This window comes from Pelagirhabdus alkalitolerans, assembly GCF_900096905.1.
Taxonomy (GTDB): domain Bacteria; phylum Bacillota; class Bacilli; order Bacillales; family Amphibacillaceae; genus Pelagirhabdus; species Pelagirhabdus alkalitolerans.
The window spans coordinates 109,341-125,445 of record NZ_FMYI01000005.1; the positions used below are offsets into that span (position 1 = coordinate 109,341).

Here is a 16,105-nt window from a genome sequence, read left to right on the forward strand (position 1 = left end):
TCATGTCATTTCCTTTAACGATAGTCTGCTAATTGATGATTAAGTGATTTCGTTTGGTGATAGACATCTTGATAAAGGTTGAATAATGCTTGATATGTTTTAACGTTCTCTTCAATTGGGGAATACGTCTTATCATAGCTAACAAAATCTTTTGCACAATCTTTTAATGTTGGGTACCATCCAGAGCCAACCGCTGCTAGAATAGCTGCACCCATACCAGGACCTTGTTCATTTGATAGTGTCACAACATCTGCGTTGAATACGTCCGCTTGAATCTGTAACCAAAGATCACTTTTAGCACCACCACCACTTGCAACAACTTTAGAGATCGTTTTACCTTTGTTGCGGAATATTTGAACCGACTCATTTAAGCTAAATGTAATCCCTTCAATTACAGCGCGAGCAAAGTCACCTCTATTATGGCTTGCATGCGCGCCAATAAAGCTTGCACGGATTGCACTATCAGGGTGCGGTGTACGCTCACCGACAATATAAGGTGTAAATAACATGCCTTTAGCACCGATTTTTGATTGCTTCGCTTCGTCAACTAGTGCTTCAAAAGAAATGTCATCCGCAAATGTATCTTTAAACCAGCTCAAGCTATAACCTGCCGCTAAGGTTACACCCATTGTATAGTAGGCACTAGAGTCACCGTGGTTAAAGTAATGCACTTGACCTTGGAAATCTTTGTCGCCTGTTGCTTCATAAGAAAGGACAACACCAGATGTTCCTGTACTGCTCAGTGTCAGACCGTCTTCTAAAATGCCAGCACCGATTGCACCACATGCATTATCAGCACCACCCGCAAATACTTGTGTCGCTGTTGTTAGTCCGGTTTCACTTGCAACATCTTCTAAAATAGTTCCTGTTTTTTCTTCAGAGCCCACTAAATTTGGACACAAGTCAAATGGAATACCCGTTTTTTCACAAACCTCTTTACTCCACTCTTTATCCGCTACATTTAGAAGAAGTGTTCCAGCTGCATCGGAGTAATCCATACTTAAATCCCCGGCTAAGCGATAACGGACATAGTCTTTTGGTAATAAGAAAACGTCTGCCTGAGCAAAAACTTCAGGTTCGTGCTTTTTAACCCATAATAATTTTGGAAGTGTGAAACCTTCTAATGCTGGGTTTTTCGTTAATTCATGTAATCGGTTTAATCCAACTAGTTCTTCGATCTCACGACACTCTGCTGTCGTACGTGTATCATTCCATAAAATCGCGCGTCTTAATGGACGTCTATCTGCATCAAGCAATACAAGACCATGCATTTGTCCTGAGAAACTTAAACCGTCGATTGTTGAACCTGCGTCTAATCGATCCGTTAATTCTTTTAGCGCTGCTTTTGTTTGTTTCACCCAATCTTCTGGATCTTGTTCACTATATCCTGGTTGGTCATGGTAAAGCGGGTAATCTTTTGATACTTCATCGACAACGTCACCTTCTTGAGAGACGAGCAATACTTTTACAGCACTTGTTCCGAGGTCAACCCCTACAACATAACGCATATTTGTGTTCCTCCCTTTTATACAAATCATGCGAATGGTGCTACACTAGCACGATTCGCATGATTGTTTTGCTTATATTAGATGTTTAATAGGTACTGATTCATTTTCGCTTTGATCTTTTCAACTTGACCTGAGCGAATTTCGATATCATCATCTTTTAGGTCAATTGCATGGTTTTCAAGCTCTGCTAGGCTTGTTTTACCTGAAACAATCTTCTGTCCAATATCAGATTTAAATGTCTTGTAACGATCATCAGCGATACCTTCAAAGAAGTTATCATCAATCATCTTCTGAGCAACACGTAAACCGATAGCAAACGCATCCATACCAGCGATATGTGCGTGGAATAGATCTTCTGTTTCAAATGATCCACGACGTACTTTCGCATCAAAGTTCAATCCACCACGGCCTAGACCGCCATTCTTAAGGATTTCATACATAGCAAGTGATGCAGAATATAGATCAGTTGGGAACTCATCTGTATCCCATCCAAGTAATAAGTCACCTTGGTTGGCATCCACTGAACCTAACATGTTGTTTTCACGTGCAACACGTAATTCATGCTCAAATGAATGACCTGCAAGTGTTGCGTGGTTTGCTTCAATGTTAAATTTGAAGTGATCTGCTAAGTCATATTTTTGTAAGAACGCTGTTGCTGTTGCAACATCAAAATCATATTGATGAGTTGTTGGCTCTTTTGGTTTCGGTTCGATTAAGAATTGAGCATCAAAGCCAATTTCTTTAGAGTAGTCAATTGCCATATGATAAAGCTTAGCAAGGTTATCTTGCTCTAGTTTCGTATCTGTGTTTAATAGTGATTCGTAACCTTCACGGCCACCCCAGAATACGTAGTTTTCACTTCCTAGACGCTTACCAACTTCTAAACCTTTTTTAACTTTCGCTGCTGCATAAGCATATACATCAGCATTAGATGATGTACCAGCACCATGAGTCCAGCGAGGATTTGTAAACATATTCGCTGTGTTCCATAATAGTTTTGTTTTGCTATCTTTCATGTAATCTTCCATCATGTCAACAATTGTATCAACATTTTGGTTTGATTCACGTAATGTGTCACCCTCAGGTGCAATATCTACATCGTGGAAACAGAAGAATGGTGCATCAATTTTGTTAAAGAATTCAAATGCAGCGTCAACGCGTGCTTTCGCTAGATCCATTCCTTTTAAGTGATCCCATGGACGGATTGCTGTACCAGCACCAAATGGATCTCCACCGTCACCTGTGAATGTGTGCCAATAAGCAACACCGAATCTCAGGATTTCTTCCATCGATTTACCACCGATTTTTTCTTCAGGGTTATAAAATTTAAATGCGTACGGGTTATCTGAATGACGTCCTTCATACTTTACTTTTGGAATTTCATTGAAATATGCCAAGCCCAAAACCTCCTAATATAGTTTCTTAAGATTTGATAATTGTATTCTATCACGTTTAACTTAGTTAGTCCATTGAATTAACTAAGTTTTTATAAATAATTTTACCGCTTTCATTATTTATTTTTACTATTTAATGAAGAAACGCGATCATACTCTTAAAAGGCAAAGTAGTTTTTAGCATTCTGATAACAAATATCTGTCATGAGTTGTCCTAACATCTGTTTATCATTTGGCACAAGTCCTTCTTCAACCCACTCTCCAACGATGTTTGCTAAAATTCGTCTGAAATATTCATGTCGTGTATAAGATAAAAAGCTTCTTGAATCTGTCAACATACCGACAAACGTTTGTAAATAACTAAAGTGCGCTAAGTCATTAATTTGCCTTTCCATACCTCGCTTTTGATCATTAAACCACCAACCAGAGCCAAATTGTACTTTACCAATACGATTACCTGTTTGGAAATTTCCAATCGTTGTTGCGATGACTTCATTATGGTTAGGGTTCAGATTATAAATAATTGTCTGTGGTAATTGATCGGTCTGGTCAATCGCATCTAACAATTGATTAAGCGGTTTTGCGATTAGAAAATCATCAATTGAATCAAAACCACTATCTTTACCAGCTTGATGATACATTCGCGTATTGTTATCACGAATCGCTCCAATATGAAGTTGCATCACCCAATCATATTCATGGAATAAATGAGCGAATTCGATGATTACAGCTGTTTGGTACTGTGTTTTCTCCACAAAACTTAATGGTATTTGTTTCTTTATTTTCACCATAATTTGATCAAATTGCGAAGTGTGAACAGGTTCAAAATTCAAGCGTTGCATACCAAAATCAGCTAATCGACATCCTGACTCGTGAAAGAAATTAACCATCTTTCTTAACAATACTTTCATTGTTTTTTCATCTGACACTTCTTGATCATAATAAATTTCAATAGCTCTTAGATTTTCGTAAAATGAATCCATATCATATTGAAGTAATGTGTCTGGTCTTAGTGTTGGCAGCACCTTTGTATCAAATTGTGTATCTTTCTCAATTTCACGATGATGACTTAACGTATCAACGGGCGCATCAGTCGTACAAATCGCTTCCACATTCGAACGTTTAATAATTGACTTCGGACGAAAGGCATGTGTTTGAAGTAGACGATTCGTCTCTTGCCAAATGTCTTTTGCAGTATCAGGACTGAGCAACTCATCTATACCGAAATAGCGTGATAACTCTAAATGCGTCCAATGATAAAGAGGGTTACCTAAGGTTTTAGGTACCACTTCTGCCCATTTCATAAATTTTTCTTCTTTTGACGCATTACCTGTAATGTAAGCTTCATCAACTCCAAAAGCACGCATTGCTCTCCACTTATAATGGTCACCTGATAACCATATATCTGTGATTGATTCAAACAGTTCGTTATCTGCGATTTCTTTTGGAGACAAGTGGCAATGATAGTCAATGATCGGTAAATCTTTGGCGTAATCATGATACAACCATTCACTCGTTTCTGACTGCAGTAAAAATTGGTCGTGTATAAAAGGTTTTGACATGGTTTTCTCCTTTCTTATCGATCAAGAATCTCACTCTCACCTAACAAATCATTTAATACAGTTTGAGTAGGTGCTCCTTCCCAATCACCGCTAAATTGGGTGGCATATGCACCCAAAGTCGTTGCTGTTTTCAAACATGTTCTAACATCATCTGTTGATAAGTTATCGAACGGGATTTTCATTAACTCATGTAATAAACCGGCTGCAAAAGCATCACCTGCTCCAACTGTGTCAATAACCTGTTCAACCTTATACGGAGGGGCGCTTATTCGTTTAGAATCAAACGAAGCAACAGCTCCTTCTGCTCCTTTTTTCACTACAATTAATCGAATACCTAAGTCATGTATCGAATCAAATAGATCCAACTCACTCATATCTGAACCGAATAAACAATCAAGCTCTTCTTCTCCCGGCAAAAAAACATCACAGTATGGCAGTAACTCAAATAACTTCTGTTTCGCCTCCTTTTCTGACCATAATTTAAATCGAATATTCGGATCGAATACGACGCGTTTTTCAAGTTCTTTAGCCCGCTTCATAACTGCCTTAGTTAGCTGAAACATTTGCTCATTTAGCGCAGGGGTAATACCTGTAACATGAACAAACTGAGTATCGTGAATCCAGTCATCACTGAAATCAGAAGGTGATAATTGACTCGCAGCTGAGTCTCGGCGGTAATAGTAAACAGCTGGATTTCTAAGTGGACGTTTTTCTTTAAAGTAAATACCAGTTGGATAGTCTGAGGTTTGTTCTACAAAGCTTGTATCTACACCTTCTCCTTTTAACGTTTTTAAAATATAATCACCAAATGGATCAGCCCCTAATTGACTGATCCATCTCACAGAATGATTAAGTCTTGCTAACGCTAAAGCGATATTAGATTCGGCTCCACCAATAGCTTTTGTGAACTGCTGGCTTGATTCAATTCCATTCTCAAATCGTGGGTAAAATAGAACCATGCTTTCACCGAAAGTAACCAATTCGGTCATGTTTAGCACTCCTTTAAGACATCTATATACTGTTTAGCTACTTCTTCAACTGATTGATAATCTCCTTGTTTAACAGCTTTTAAATTGACGAGTTGACTACCTAAACCAATCGCAGACGCACCGTTTTTAATAAACATAGCTAAATTATCTAAATCAACACCACCTGTTGCCATAACATCGACATGACCAAGCGGGCCTTTAATATTTTTAATATAAGATGCACCCATGGCACCTGCTGGGAAAATCTTGACAAATTGACAACCCCATTCATAAGCTGTTTGCACTTCTGTTGGAGTGAGTGTTCCTGGAAAAACAGGAACATGATGATCATTCGCATAATTAATGACGTCCTTAGACAGGTGTGGGGAGACGATAAATTCTGCCCCTGCATCTATAGCAGCTTTGGCATCTTTCTCATTTAAAACTGTACCCGCACCTATGTATACATCATCTTGATTAAAGTGGGTGGTCAATTGTTTAATGTCTTCAGCTGCTCCTTCTTTATCCATCGTCACTTCAATAAATTTAATCCCACCATCTACAATAGCCTTAACAGTCTTTATAATATGTTCACTGGGAACTTGACGGCAGATGGCGACCAGTTTATGTTGTTTCAGGGCGGTTATCATATCCATTTTCAAATCCTCCTATACACCAGAATACGCCATAAATCCACCATCAACCGGAACACTAATACCGGTTACGAAACGACTATACGTATCATCCGCTAGCCAAAGTAGCGCACCATGTAAATCTTCAGGTTTCCCTAAGCGATCCATAGGTGTCTGAGATAATATTTTTTCCGTTCGAGGTGTATAAGAGCCGTCTTCATTCGTTAAAAGCTGACGGTTTTGTTCTGTTAAGAAAAATCCCGGTGCAATCGCATTTACTCGAATTCCCGTTTGACCAAAGTGGACAGCCATCCATTGTGTGAAATTATCTATTCCAGCCTTTGCCGCACTATAAGCAGGCACTTTTGTCATAGGTGATGGGGCGCTCATTGATGACATATTAAGAATAGATCCCTTCGTTTTAAGCAATTCTTTGGTGAACACTTGTGAAGGAATCAATGTCCCCATTAAATTTAAATTAAAGACAAAGTCAAACCCTTCTTGTGTTAAATCAAAAAAGCTTCGTACAGTATCATCCTCAACATCTGCCTCATCATATATTTCATTTGTCGTAGAACCTTCCGGATGATTACCACCCGCACCATTAATTAATAGATCCACCTGACCAAATGTATTAACTACCTCATCTTTTGCTTTTTCTACAACATCGCGCTTCGTTACATCACAAAAAACAGATATTGCTTCTCCACCCTCTTGTTTGATAGATTCTGCAACTTGATCTCCTTTATCTTTCGTTAAATTTAAAATAGCAATTTTCATACCGTGTGTTGCTAATTCTTTAGCCATTGAACCACAAAGTACTCCGCCACCACCTGTCACAACAGCAACTTTTCCTTTTAAATTCGTATGTACAGGCTTCACGATCTCTCCTCCTCTAAACAATCCCAAATACCTTGCATATAAACAGCACCTAAAGCACGGTCATAAAGACCATAGCCCGGACGTGAATCTTCGCCCCAAATCATGCGACCATGATCCGGTCTAACGTATCCTTTGTAATCATGCTGATGCAAAACCGATATCAGTTTTCTTACATCAACACTCCCGCTATACTCTCGGTGATCAACCTCGTGAAAGTCACCTTTTTCATTATGCGTCACATTACGAATGTGAATGAATGGTGCTCGATCACGCTGAATGACCTGATCAAAAATTTGAGGTAAATCATTATCACGATTGGCTCCAAGAGATCCTGAACAAAGTGTTATACCGTTTTCTGGCTCATCAACCGCTTGTAAAATACGATTAATATCCGCTTCATTTTTAACAATACGTGGTAAATTAAATACAGACCACGGTGGATCATCCGGATGAATCGCCATTTTAATATCGCATTCTTTTGCGACAGGAATGACTTGTTCTAAAAAGTAAACAAGATTATTAAATAATCCTTCTTCTGTCATGCCATCATACTGTTCAAAAAGTGTCGCAATATGAGCAAGTCGCTCCGGTTCCCAACCAGGCATCGCATGACCTTTTGATTCTTTTGAAATACGGTCGATCAATTCATTTGGATCAATGCCTTCAACCTTATCTCGTTCATAACTTAAAGCAGTTGAACCGTCAGGTAATGGCATCGCTAAGTCTGATCGTGTCCAGTCAAATATTGGCATAAAATTGTAACAGATTACTTTTACGCCACGTTTACTTAGTTTTCGCATCGTCGATTTATAGTTTTCAATATACTGGTCTCTAGATGGCAAACCTAGTTTAATATCATCGTGTACATTAACACTTTCGATCACTTCTAATTCTAGGTTTGCCTCTTTTGCTTTATTAACTAATTCATCTATATCTTCTTCCGGCCAATCCTCTCCAGCTGGTATATGAAATATACCTCCAACAACGCCTGTCATGCCTGGGATTTGTTTGATATAGTTTAACGGAATCTTATCATCGCGACCAAACCACCTAAATGTCATCTTCATGGTGAGATGCCTCCCTTTGTTTTAATAAATCGTTCGTTTGTGTTGATCATCAATGCCCGATTTACGATAGAAATACGTATTAATGATGTCACGCCACTCTTTAGCCATATACAGCTGGTGATCCAGTCTTTCGGATACATCTTTAAAACGTCTTTCATCAACTTTATTTTTCAGTTGTTGCCAATCATCGATCATGGCTTCAACCTGCTCAACACCTTTAAAGTGTGTATCATAAATATGTTGAATTACGGTTTTACCACTCTTTAACTGATGCGTATACGGAACATGATGGAAAAATAACAACAACTCATCCGGACACGACTCAAGCGCATTATAGACATCACGGTTTACGGGATGATATTGTCCTGCGTATCCTGTACCTGTTTCAATCGTACGATCGACACCAATTCCGTCTCGATCTGCAAAATGATAGGTTCCCCAAGCCATATACTCATAACCATCAATATTAGGACCATAATGGTGACTCACATTCACCATCCACCCAATGCCAAGTGGCGAGGTGTAATTTTCATAAATCTCCCATGAAGGCATCACCATCTGCATGATGTGATCAACAACGTGATGATCACGTCCAAATGTTTGCTTAGTCCATTCCAGTGCGATCGCTTCAGCCGATAAATCCGGATTCCAAATTAATCGACCATAACCATATAGATTTAATTGAGCCATTGTATGACCTGTCCAATTATAATCATTACCAACATTTGAAACAGCGACAATGCCTGAGATCGATTGATCAAATACGTCACCACTAACGATATCCTTTACCTGTGTACCTTCACCTTTGGCTTGTGTATCAAAGGCTAGTACTTCTTTCCATTGAGGAATTAAATACACAAGATGACGTTGTTGGCCTAAGTATTCTTGTGCAATTTGAAATTCTAAAAATTGATTCGTTTTTTCTAGTCCACCAATTAATGGTGAAACAGGTTCACGGACTTGGAAATCCATCGGTCCATTTTTAATTTGTAACACCACATTATCTTTAAACTGACCATCAAGTGGCATAAAATGATCATATGCAGCTCGCGCCCGGTCTGTTTTACGATCACGCCAATCTTGTTTACAGTTATAAACAAAACAGCGCCAGATGACGATGCCACCGAACGGTGCTAACGCATCAGCTAACATGTTTGCCCCTTCGGCATGATTACGATCATATGTAAACGGTCCTGGTCGATTTTCAGAATCAGCTTTCACCAAGAAACCACCTAATTGAGGGACACGCTTATAAACATGTTGAACCGTTTGTTTCCAAAATTGAATCACTCGCTCATCTAATGGATCGGCTGTATCTAACCCTCCAAATTCAATTGGTGACGCATAATTAATACTTAAGTACATCGTAATCCCATATTGATTGAAAATATCAGATGTCTGTTTAACCTCATCTAAGTACTTATCCGTAATTAAATGTGACTCAACTTGATGAACATTGACATTATTAATCGTTAAAGCATTAATGCCTACCGAGCTTAACAATCGAGCATAATCATGGATACGAGCTCTGTCTTTTATAAATTGATAATCATCATAGAAAAAGGATTGGCCTGCATACCCTCTTTCCACATCACCATTCATATCATCCCAGTGATTAATCATACGAAAAGCATTTTTAGGCGCTTCATAACAATCCATTGTGTTCAATGGTGTTTCTGATTGTATTTCTCTTAATATGTGGAAAATACCATATAAGACAGCTCGACTACTTCCTCCTGTTAAAGTAAGGCCTGAATCTGTTGATTTAACCTGAAAACCTTCTTTAGCTAAGTTCGAATCCACATTAATTACAAATGAACCACCGTTTTGGCTTATGTTAGGCGAAAATCCTACCATTTCAAACATCGCTAACTGAATTTCTTCCAAAGCACGATCTATAATCACATCACGATTGCAGTCTAAATGGATGGATGAAAAATAACTTAATACTTTTTTTTGATAACCTTCATCTCCAATAGATCGATATTGAAGCCAAGCGCGGTAACTCGTCAGTTGGTCTTCTTCTAAACCATCCACAAGCCTTTCATTTTTTCGATACATAACGTTCAACCCCTTATTTAGAAAATAAAAGCGTCAAAAGCTAATAAATAACTTTAGACGCTTTTTTTATTTGTCATTAACCTTTTACGCCACCAATTGTTAAACCTTTAACGAAGTATTTCTGTAAGAATGGGTAAACACAAATAATTGGGACAGATACAACAACCGTCATGGCTGCTCGGATCGATTGTGGCGTAACCGTATCCTGTTGCCCACCTATAGCATCTGCGAAGGCATCTTGTGCACTCCCTGAGTCAAAGGCAGCATTCGAGTTACTTAATACCTTCATTAACTCATATTGTAACGTTGACAATTCAGGGAAGGAGGAGTTGTATATAAATACATCAAACCACTGATTCCACTGAGCAACGGCTACGAATAATGAAACAGTTGCGATAACGGGTAAAGCAAGTGGAAGTGCAATTTTGAAGAATTGCACAAATTCTCCCGCACCATCCATACGTGCTGATTCAAATAGTGTCTCAGGTAAACCTTCAATAAATGAACGAATAACGATAACGTTAAATACACCAATTAGTGTCGGGAAAATATAAATCCAAAATGTACCGATTAATCCAAGCTCACGGTGAAGTAAATATGTTGGAATTAAACCCGCATTCATATACATTGTTAAAACAAATGCTAATGTTACAAATTTACGTAAAATGAAGTGAGGTCTTGAAATCGTGTAAGCAACCATAGCTGAAGCAAGTACACCTAAACCAGTACCAATCACCGTACGCATGACTGAAATAAAGCCTGCTTGTATAATTTGTGCATTATTGAATACGTGCTCATAATTATAAAGTGTAAACTCACGTGGAAGTAAGTGTATACCACCACGGACGGTATCAGTTGCCGCATTTAGTGAGATTGCAAATGTATTTAACATCGGATATAACATAACCACGACTAGTAAAATCATAAAGATGACATTTATGGTGTCGAAAATGAGGTCATCAACTCCACGTCTTTTTCCAGCTAACTTTCTTAAAATATCCATGATGTCCCTCCTCTAAAATAATCGAGCTTCGCCAAGTTTTTCTGCAACCTTATTGGCACCAAATAAGAATATGAAGCTGACCACCGTTTTAAACATTCCGGCCGCAGTTGCGAGTGAGAAGTTGGCCATTGAAATACCATAACGTAAAACAAATATATCAAGGTTTTCTGCATAGTCCATATTCATTGGATTCATCAGTAAGTATTGCGCTTCAAAACCAGACTCTAAAATATATCCAATATTCATAATCATTAAAATAACGACAACTGTTCTGATACCTGGTAATGTAATAAACAAAATACGTTGTAATCTTGAAGCGCCGTCGATTTCTGCTGCTTCATATTGTTCTTGGTCGATCATGGTGATCGCAGCTAAGTATATAATTGAATTCCAACCAACCATTTTCCAAACATCTGCTGCACCAATGACACCCCAGAAGAACTGACCAACACCAAGCCACATAACGGGTTCGTCAATAATACCTAAGTTCAAAAGAACAATATTGACAATCCCATCTTCCATTGCCAAAGCAGATGATACTAAACCTGCTACAACAACCCAGCTTAAAAAGTGAGGCATATAACTAATTGTTTGAACAACACGTTTAAACGTTACACTTCGAAGCTCATTTAATAGAACGGCTAGCGTAATCGCTGTCACAAACCCTAATACAAGGTTGATTATACTCATAGCTAGCGTATTTCTCATAACTTCCAAAAATCGATCATCTGTGAATAAAAATCGGAAGTGATCAAACCCAACCCACTCCGACTCTAGAAAACCTCTAGCTGGTCTGAAGTCTTGAAACGACATGACCCAACCACCGAGTGGCAAATATTTAAAGATGAATAACCATAGTAGAAACGGGATACTCATCCACATTAATTCTTTTTGTTCACGTGCTTTTTTAAAAAAATGTTTAGCACCTTTCTTGGGTCTTTTTCCTTTTAATTCTTTTGTCACGCCTAAAGGATTAACTGGTTGTCCCAAATCATTCGCCCTCCTTAGAATACTTTTTATAAATAACTAATTTAGAAAAATAAACCTACTGGCTTATGTAAGCGAGTAACCATTTAAGAAATTTTGCGCCTCTTAAATCAATCCGCCTATTTTTCCAAACTAATTTGAAATAGACTTAAGGTTACACATTTTTTATAAAATAAGGCTTGTAGCAAGCGGGGGGGGTGCCTGCTACAGCCTTATTCTATCAATTGTTAATCGGCAAATTGCCAGTTCCCATCTAGACGTTCTTGAACAACTCGTGTGAAGTATTCCTCATATGCCTCTACATCCAGAGAACGATACGCTTCAACAAATTCATTCCACTCATCATCGAAATCTTCAGGCTCTGCTAAAACAATTCGAGGATAGTGACGCTTTAAGACCTCATCAGAACGTTCTTCAAAGATTTGTGGATCAGAACCTTGCTCTACATTGGCACTCCATGCAGGGAACCAAGGACGATCTTGTGGTGCTGCAAATAATTCAGAGAATGTATCAATATCATAAGCTTCAAGATATTCCATATCATCTTCATCATATTCAGCTAATGCAACTTCTGGCTGACGACGAGGTTCAACTGCATTTCCATCTGAGAATGAACCGTTAATACGTGGCCAATCCCATTCAAATGTCGTCATACCGAAATCTTCTCTCCAGTCTTGATCACTAGTAAGTTCAATTTGCTCATCAGTTCTGTAGTAACGACCATCTTCATCAACTTCGTAGTGCTCGCCTTCATAGCCCCACATTACTTTACGTTGGTTCTCTTCTTTAATTAAGTTATCCCAGAATTGGATAATACGCTCTGGATTTTCTGCATCCACTGTAATACCAACACCGCGGTTTTGTGTGAATGCAGGAGGATCCATGTACTGATCTTCAATGCTTTCATCAAATGTGATTGGAAGTGCAATGTATTCTTTGTCTGGATCACCCATATCTTCAATCGCAATACGTGCTTGAGCGAAGTTCCATCCATAATCGAAGAACCCTAATACACGGCCTGATGATAATTTCGCTAAATAATCATCATAGTTCATAACGAACATTTCTTGATCAATATAACCTTCAGCATTTAATTCATTTAGTTTTCTTAAGTAGTCTTCAGCATACTCTGAATCACCATAAACATTTGCCTCATGTGTATCCATATCAACGATGACACCACCGTCATTTGGATAACCAGCTAAGTGCATTGGTACGTTTGAGAATACGAAGAAACTTGTATCATACGTTAGTCCAGTGAATGGCACTGTGTTCATACCATCAATCTCTGGGTTTTCATCTGCATAATCTGTGATTAAGTCAAAGTATTCATCAAGTGTGTTTACTTCTGGGAAGCCCGCTTCTTTCAAAATACCACGTTGCATCCAGAAAGCACCTTGGTCCGTGTTAGGGATCGGTTGGTATTCGTTAACATTCGCACCAAATGGAATGTAATAAATATTTCCGTCTGGTAATGTGAAACGATCGATATAATCGTCGTACATTTCTAAAATATTTGGACCATGTTCTTCTAATAAATCATTTAACGGAATAAAAGCGCCTGCATCTAATAACATATCTAGACCAGCTTGTGGTGCGATCGTATCTGGATATTCACCACTAGCGACCATAACACCGATACGTTCGTTCAAGTCACCTACTAAGTGCTCAACTTGGAAGTTAACCCCAGTTTGCTCTTCAAACAAAGCACCTAGTTCTGTTTCATTTGTATGCAAATCCTGACCTGATGTTGCATTGAAGAAGTGATACGTGACAGGTTCGTCTGATACTTCTTCACTTGTTTCCTCATCTGTTGATTCGTCATCATCTGTTGCAGCAGCGTCATCATCGTTACCACATGCAACGAACAACAGCATGAAACCGACTAACATGAACAACAAAAACGATTTCTTTTTAACCACTTGATTACCCCTTTCTTTTTAGAAAAGTTATTTTTGCTCCCTTTTATGAAAGCACTTTCATTATAGCGCTTACAAAGATGTTATTCACCACTACAAACTAAAGTGCTATCCCTATAAATTATAGATCAAATGGTTAGATTATTCTTCAGTGCCTGCCCTGTCTATGATTGACCGTTCATTCCTTCCCTAATTTTCTATACAATTCGTTCATTAACGATTTAAATTTGGGATTGTTTTAATCGAAAAACGACATTTTTCATTAATTTTCATCAATAAGTCCACTCTGTTTAGATAATGTTTTAAAAACTATAGATTTTTGAAACATTAAAAAACATCACCCATTGAGTAAGGTGATGTTTTAAAAAGATTAATTTTTGGGTAGTTGAATTGTAATTCTCGTTCCTCTTTCAGGTTCTGTTTCAATATTAAAAGAAAAGTTATCTTTATAATACAACTTTAAACGATAGTAAACATTTTGAACACCGACATTTTCACCCATATCTTCTGGGTTGTCTAGTTGTTTTAAGATAGTTTCTAATCGATCTTCTGGAATACCTAAACCATTATCTTGAATCATAAAGGTAATCACATCATTTTCCTCTTTAATACGAATGGTGATTTTACCTTGATCTTTAAGGGGCTCAATCCCATGTATACTCGCATTTTCAACAAAAGGTAGGATCGATAAGTTTGGAATCTTAGAATCATAGATCGAATCATCGACATCAACATCAAACGTTAACTTATCTCCGAAACGGTACACTTGAATTTCTAAAAACGCGTGTATTAGGGTTAATTCATCTTGAATCGTCACCCATTCACGTCCCCAAGTGATCGCATTTCTAAAAATACCTGCCATATTTTCGATAATATTAGCTGTTTCGGTTTCTCCTTTAATCAAACTACGCATTCGTATTGTCTCAAGTGAGTTAAAGAGAAAATGGGGATTAATTTGACTTTGTAAAGCACTTAATTGAGCTTGTTTTTCTCTTATTTCTAAATCTTTCTTCTCTAAATTAGAAATAAACACCTCGTTAAATAACTGATTAATTTTACGTGTCATACGATTGATTTGACGTGTCAATTGACCGATTTCATCTTTTGATTTCACATAAGGGTATTCCTCAAAGTGTTGTTTTTCAATATTTTTAACATGATTCAATACTTTATCAATTCGTGAATGAATGGATTTAGAAATGAAAACGATAATAAAGGTCGGTAAGATAAAATTAATCAACCCCAAAATAAATAAATACCAAGTTGATTCCATTAGTTCATCCGTAAAAGTTGAAGAATCCACAACACCTACAATCTCCCATTGATCTAAGTAATCATCTTCGATCGTTTGACTTGAGCTCATATACTGATCCGGTAATTCTGCCTGATCAAATGAGATAAGATCAGATTCCCATTCGATCGAGTCATGACTAGAATACACAATATGTCCATGGCCATCCAACAAGAACAAATCCCCTTGTAATGTGACATTATCAAAAACTTGTTCTATTGCCACATTATTAATATCAATACGGATGAATTTTTCAAAGTCATGGAACAGATGATAGTAATCTAATTCTTTAAATAGAGATAGATTAATATGGGACTGCTCTGATGTTTCTCGATATAAATACGGGCGATCTGTCCCTTTTGTCTCATTATACCATTCTGTATTAAGTGTCTCATTTGTTACAGGATGCACACCGCCTGTGTAAATAACCGTTGGATTATCTGTATAGAAATTCAATTCTTGAATCGAGTTATAAAGCGGCATCGATGTCCCTAATTGCCTGAGTACGTAATTGTAAGCTTCAACATAATCGATTGCTGATTCATATTCAGTATCAAAGAAGTTGTATAGACGCACATCTAAATATAAAGTTGTCGCCATACCAATCGCTTGATCAATAAGCCTTGTGAATTCTTCTTTTGTTTGATCAACGACTAAGTCAACATCCGTCTGCTTCTGTTCAAGAAAACGTTCTGTCGTAATCGAATAAAAAACAGTGTTCGATACGACGATTGGTAAAAAAACAGACAAAAAATATACAATTAAAAATTTGTTGCGTAGCTTTAAATCATTAAAGGACTGCATCAATTTCTTCATATAGACCGCCTAACG

Annotated in this window: 12 protein-coding genes; all 12 read right to left on the reverse strand. The window is 37.8% G+C overall.

What is annotated here, in order from left to right; genetic code table 11:
- Window positions 1-14: 14 nt before the first annotated feature.
- Window positions 15-1,508: a xylulokinase gene (xylB, locus tag BLR62_RS07860; protein WP_090795547.1), complete on the reverse strand. Its 1,494-nt coding sequence runs from the start codon at window positions 1,506-1,508 to the stop codon at window positions 15-17.
- A 77-nt stretch (window positions 1,509-1,585) separates the two neighbouring features.
- Entirely contained in the window at window positions 1,586-2,905 is a 1,320-nt protein-coding gene (gene xylA, locus BLR62_RS07865; RefSeq protein WP_090795548.1) for a xylose isomerase, read from the reverse strand.
- A 155-nt stretch (window positions 2,906-3,060) separates the two neighbouring features.
- Entirely contained in the window at window positions 3,061-4,464 is a 1,404-nt protein-coding gene (gene uxaC, locus BLR62_RS07870; protein ID WP_090795551.1) for a glucuronate isomerase, read from the reverse strand.
- Window positions 4,465-4,478: 14 nt separating this feature from the next.
- Complete coding sequence (locus tag BLR62_RS07875; protein WP_090795553.1) at window positions 4,479-5,453, reverse strand: sugar kinase; 975 nt, start codon at window positions 5,451-5,453, stop codon at window positions 4,479-4,481.
- A 2-nt stretch (window positions 5,454-5,455) separates the two neighbouring features.
- Window positions 5,456-6,088, reverse strand: coding sequence for a bifunctional 4-hydroxy-2-oxoglutarate aldolase/2-dehydro-3-deoxy-phosphogluconate aldolase (locus BLR62_RS07880; protein ID WP_090795555.1), 633 nt, complete (start codon window positions 6,086-6,088; stop codon window positions 5,456-5,458).
- 12 nt (window positions 6,089-6,100) lie between these two features.
- The gene (locus tag BLR62_RS07885) at window positions 6,101-6,946 is read right to left on the reverse strand and encodes an SDR family oxidoreductase (RefSeq protein ID WP_090795557.1); all 846 of its coding nucleotides are present in this window, start codon (window positions 6,944-6,946) and stop codon (window positions 6,101-6,103) included.
- Window positions 6,943-8,013, reverse strand: a complete 1,071-nt coding sequence (uxuA, locus tag BLR62_RS07890) for a mannonate dehydratase (protein WP_090795559.1) — start codon at window positions 8,011-8,013, stop codon at window positions 6,943-6,945. The genes BLR62_RS07885 and uxuA overlap by 4 nt, the downstream gene beginning before the upstream one ends.
- 21 nt (window positions 8,014-8,034) lie before the next feature.
- Complete coding sequence (locus BLR62_RS07895; protein WP_090795561.1) at window positions 8,035-10,074, reverse strand: alpha-glucuronidase; 2,040 nt, start codon at window positions 10,072-10,074, stop codon at window positions 8,035-8,037.
- 76 nt (window positions 10,075-10,150) lie between these two features.
- Window positions 10,151-11,077 (reverse strand): carbohydrate ABC transporter permease, encoded by a 927-nt coding sequence (locus BLR62_RS07900; protein ID WP_090795564.1) that lies wholly within the window; start codon window positions 11,075-11,077, stop codon window positions 10,151-10,153.
- Between the two features lie 12 nt (window positions 11,078-11,089).
- Window positions 11,090-12,067, reverse strand: a complete 978-nt coding sequence (locus BLR62_RS07905; RefSeq protein ID WP_245719431.1) for an ABC transporter permease — start codon at window positions 12,065-12,067, stop codon at window positions 11,090-11,092.
- Between the two features lie 224 nt (window positions 12,068-12,291).
- Complete coding sequence (locus BLR62_RS07910) at window positions 12,292-13,956, reverse strand: ABC transporter substrate-binding protein (protein WP_090795729.1); 1,665 nt, start codon at window positions 13,954-13,956, stop codon at window positions 12,292-12,294.
- Between the two features lie 397 nt (window positions 13,957-14,353).
- Window positions 14,354-16,090 (reverse strand): sensor histidine kinase, encoded by a 1,737-nt coding sequence (locus BLR62_RS07915; RefSeq protein ID WP_090795566.1) that lies wholly within the window; start codon window positions 16,088-16,090, stop codon window positions 14,354-14,356.
- Window positions 16,091-16,105: the final 15 nt, after the last annotated feature.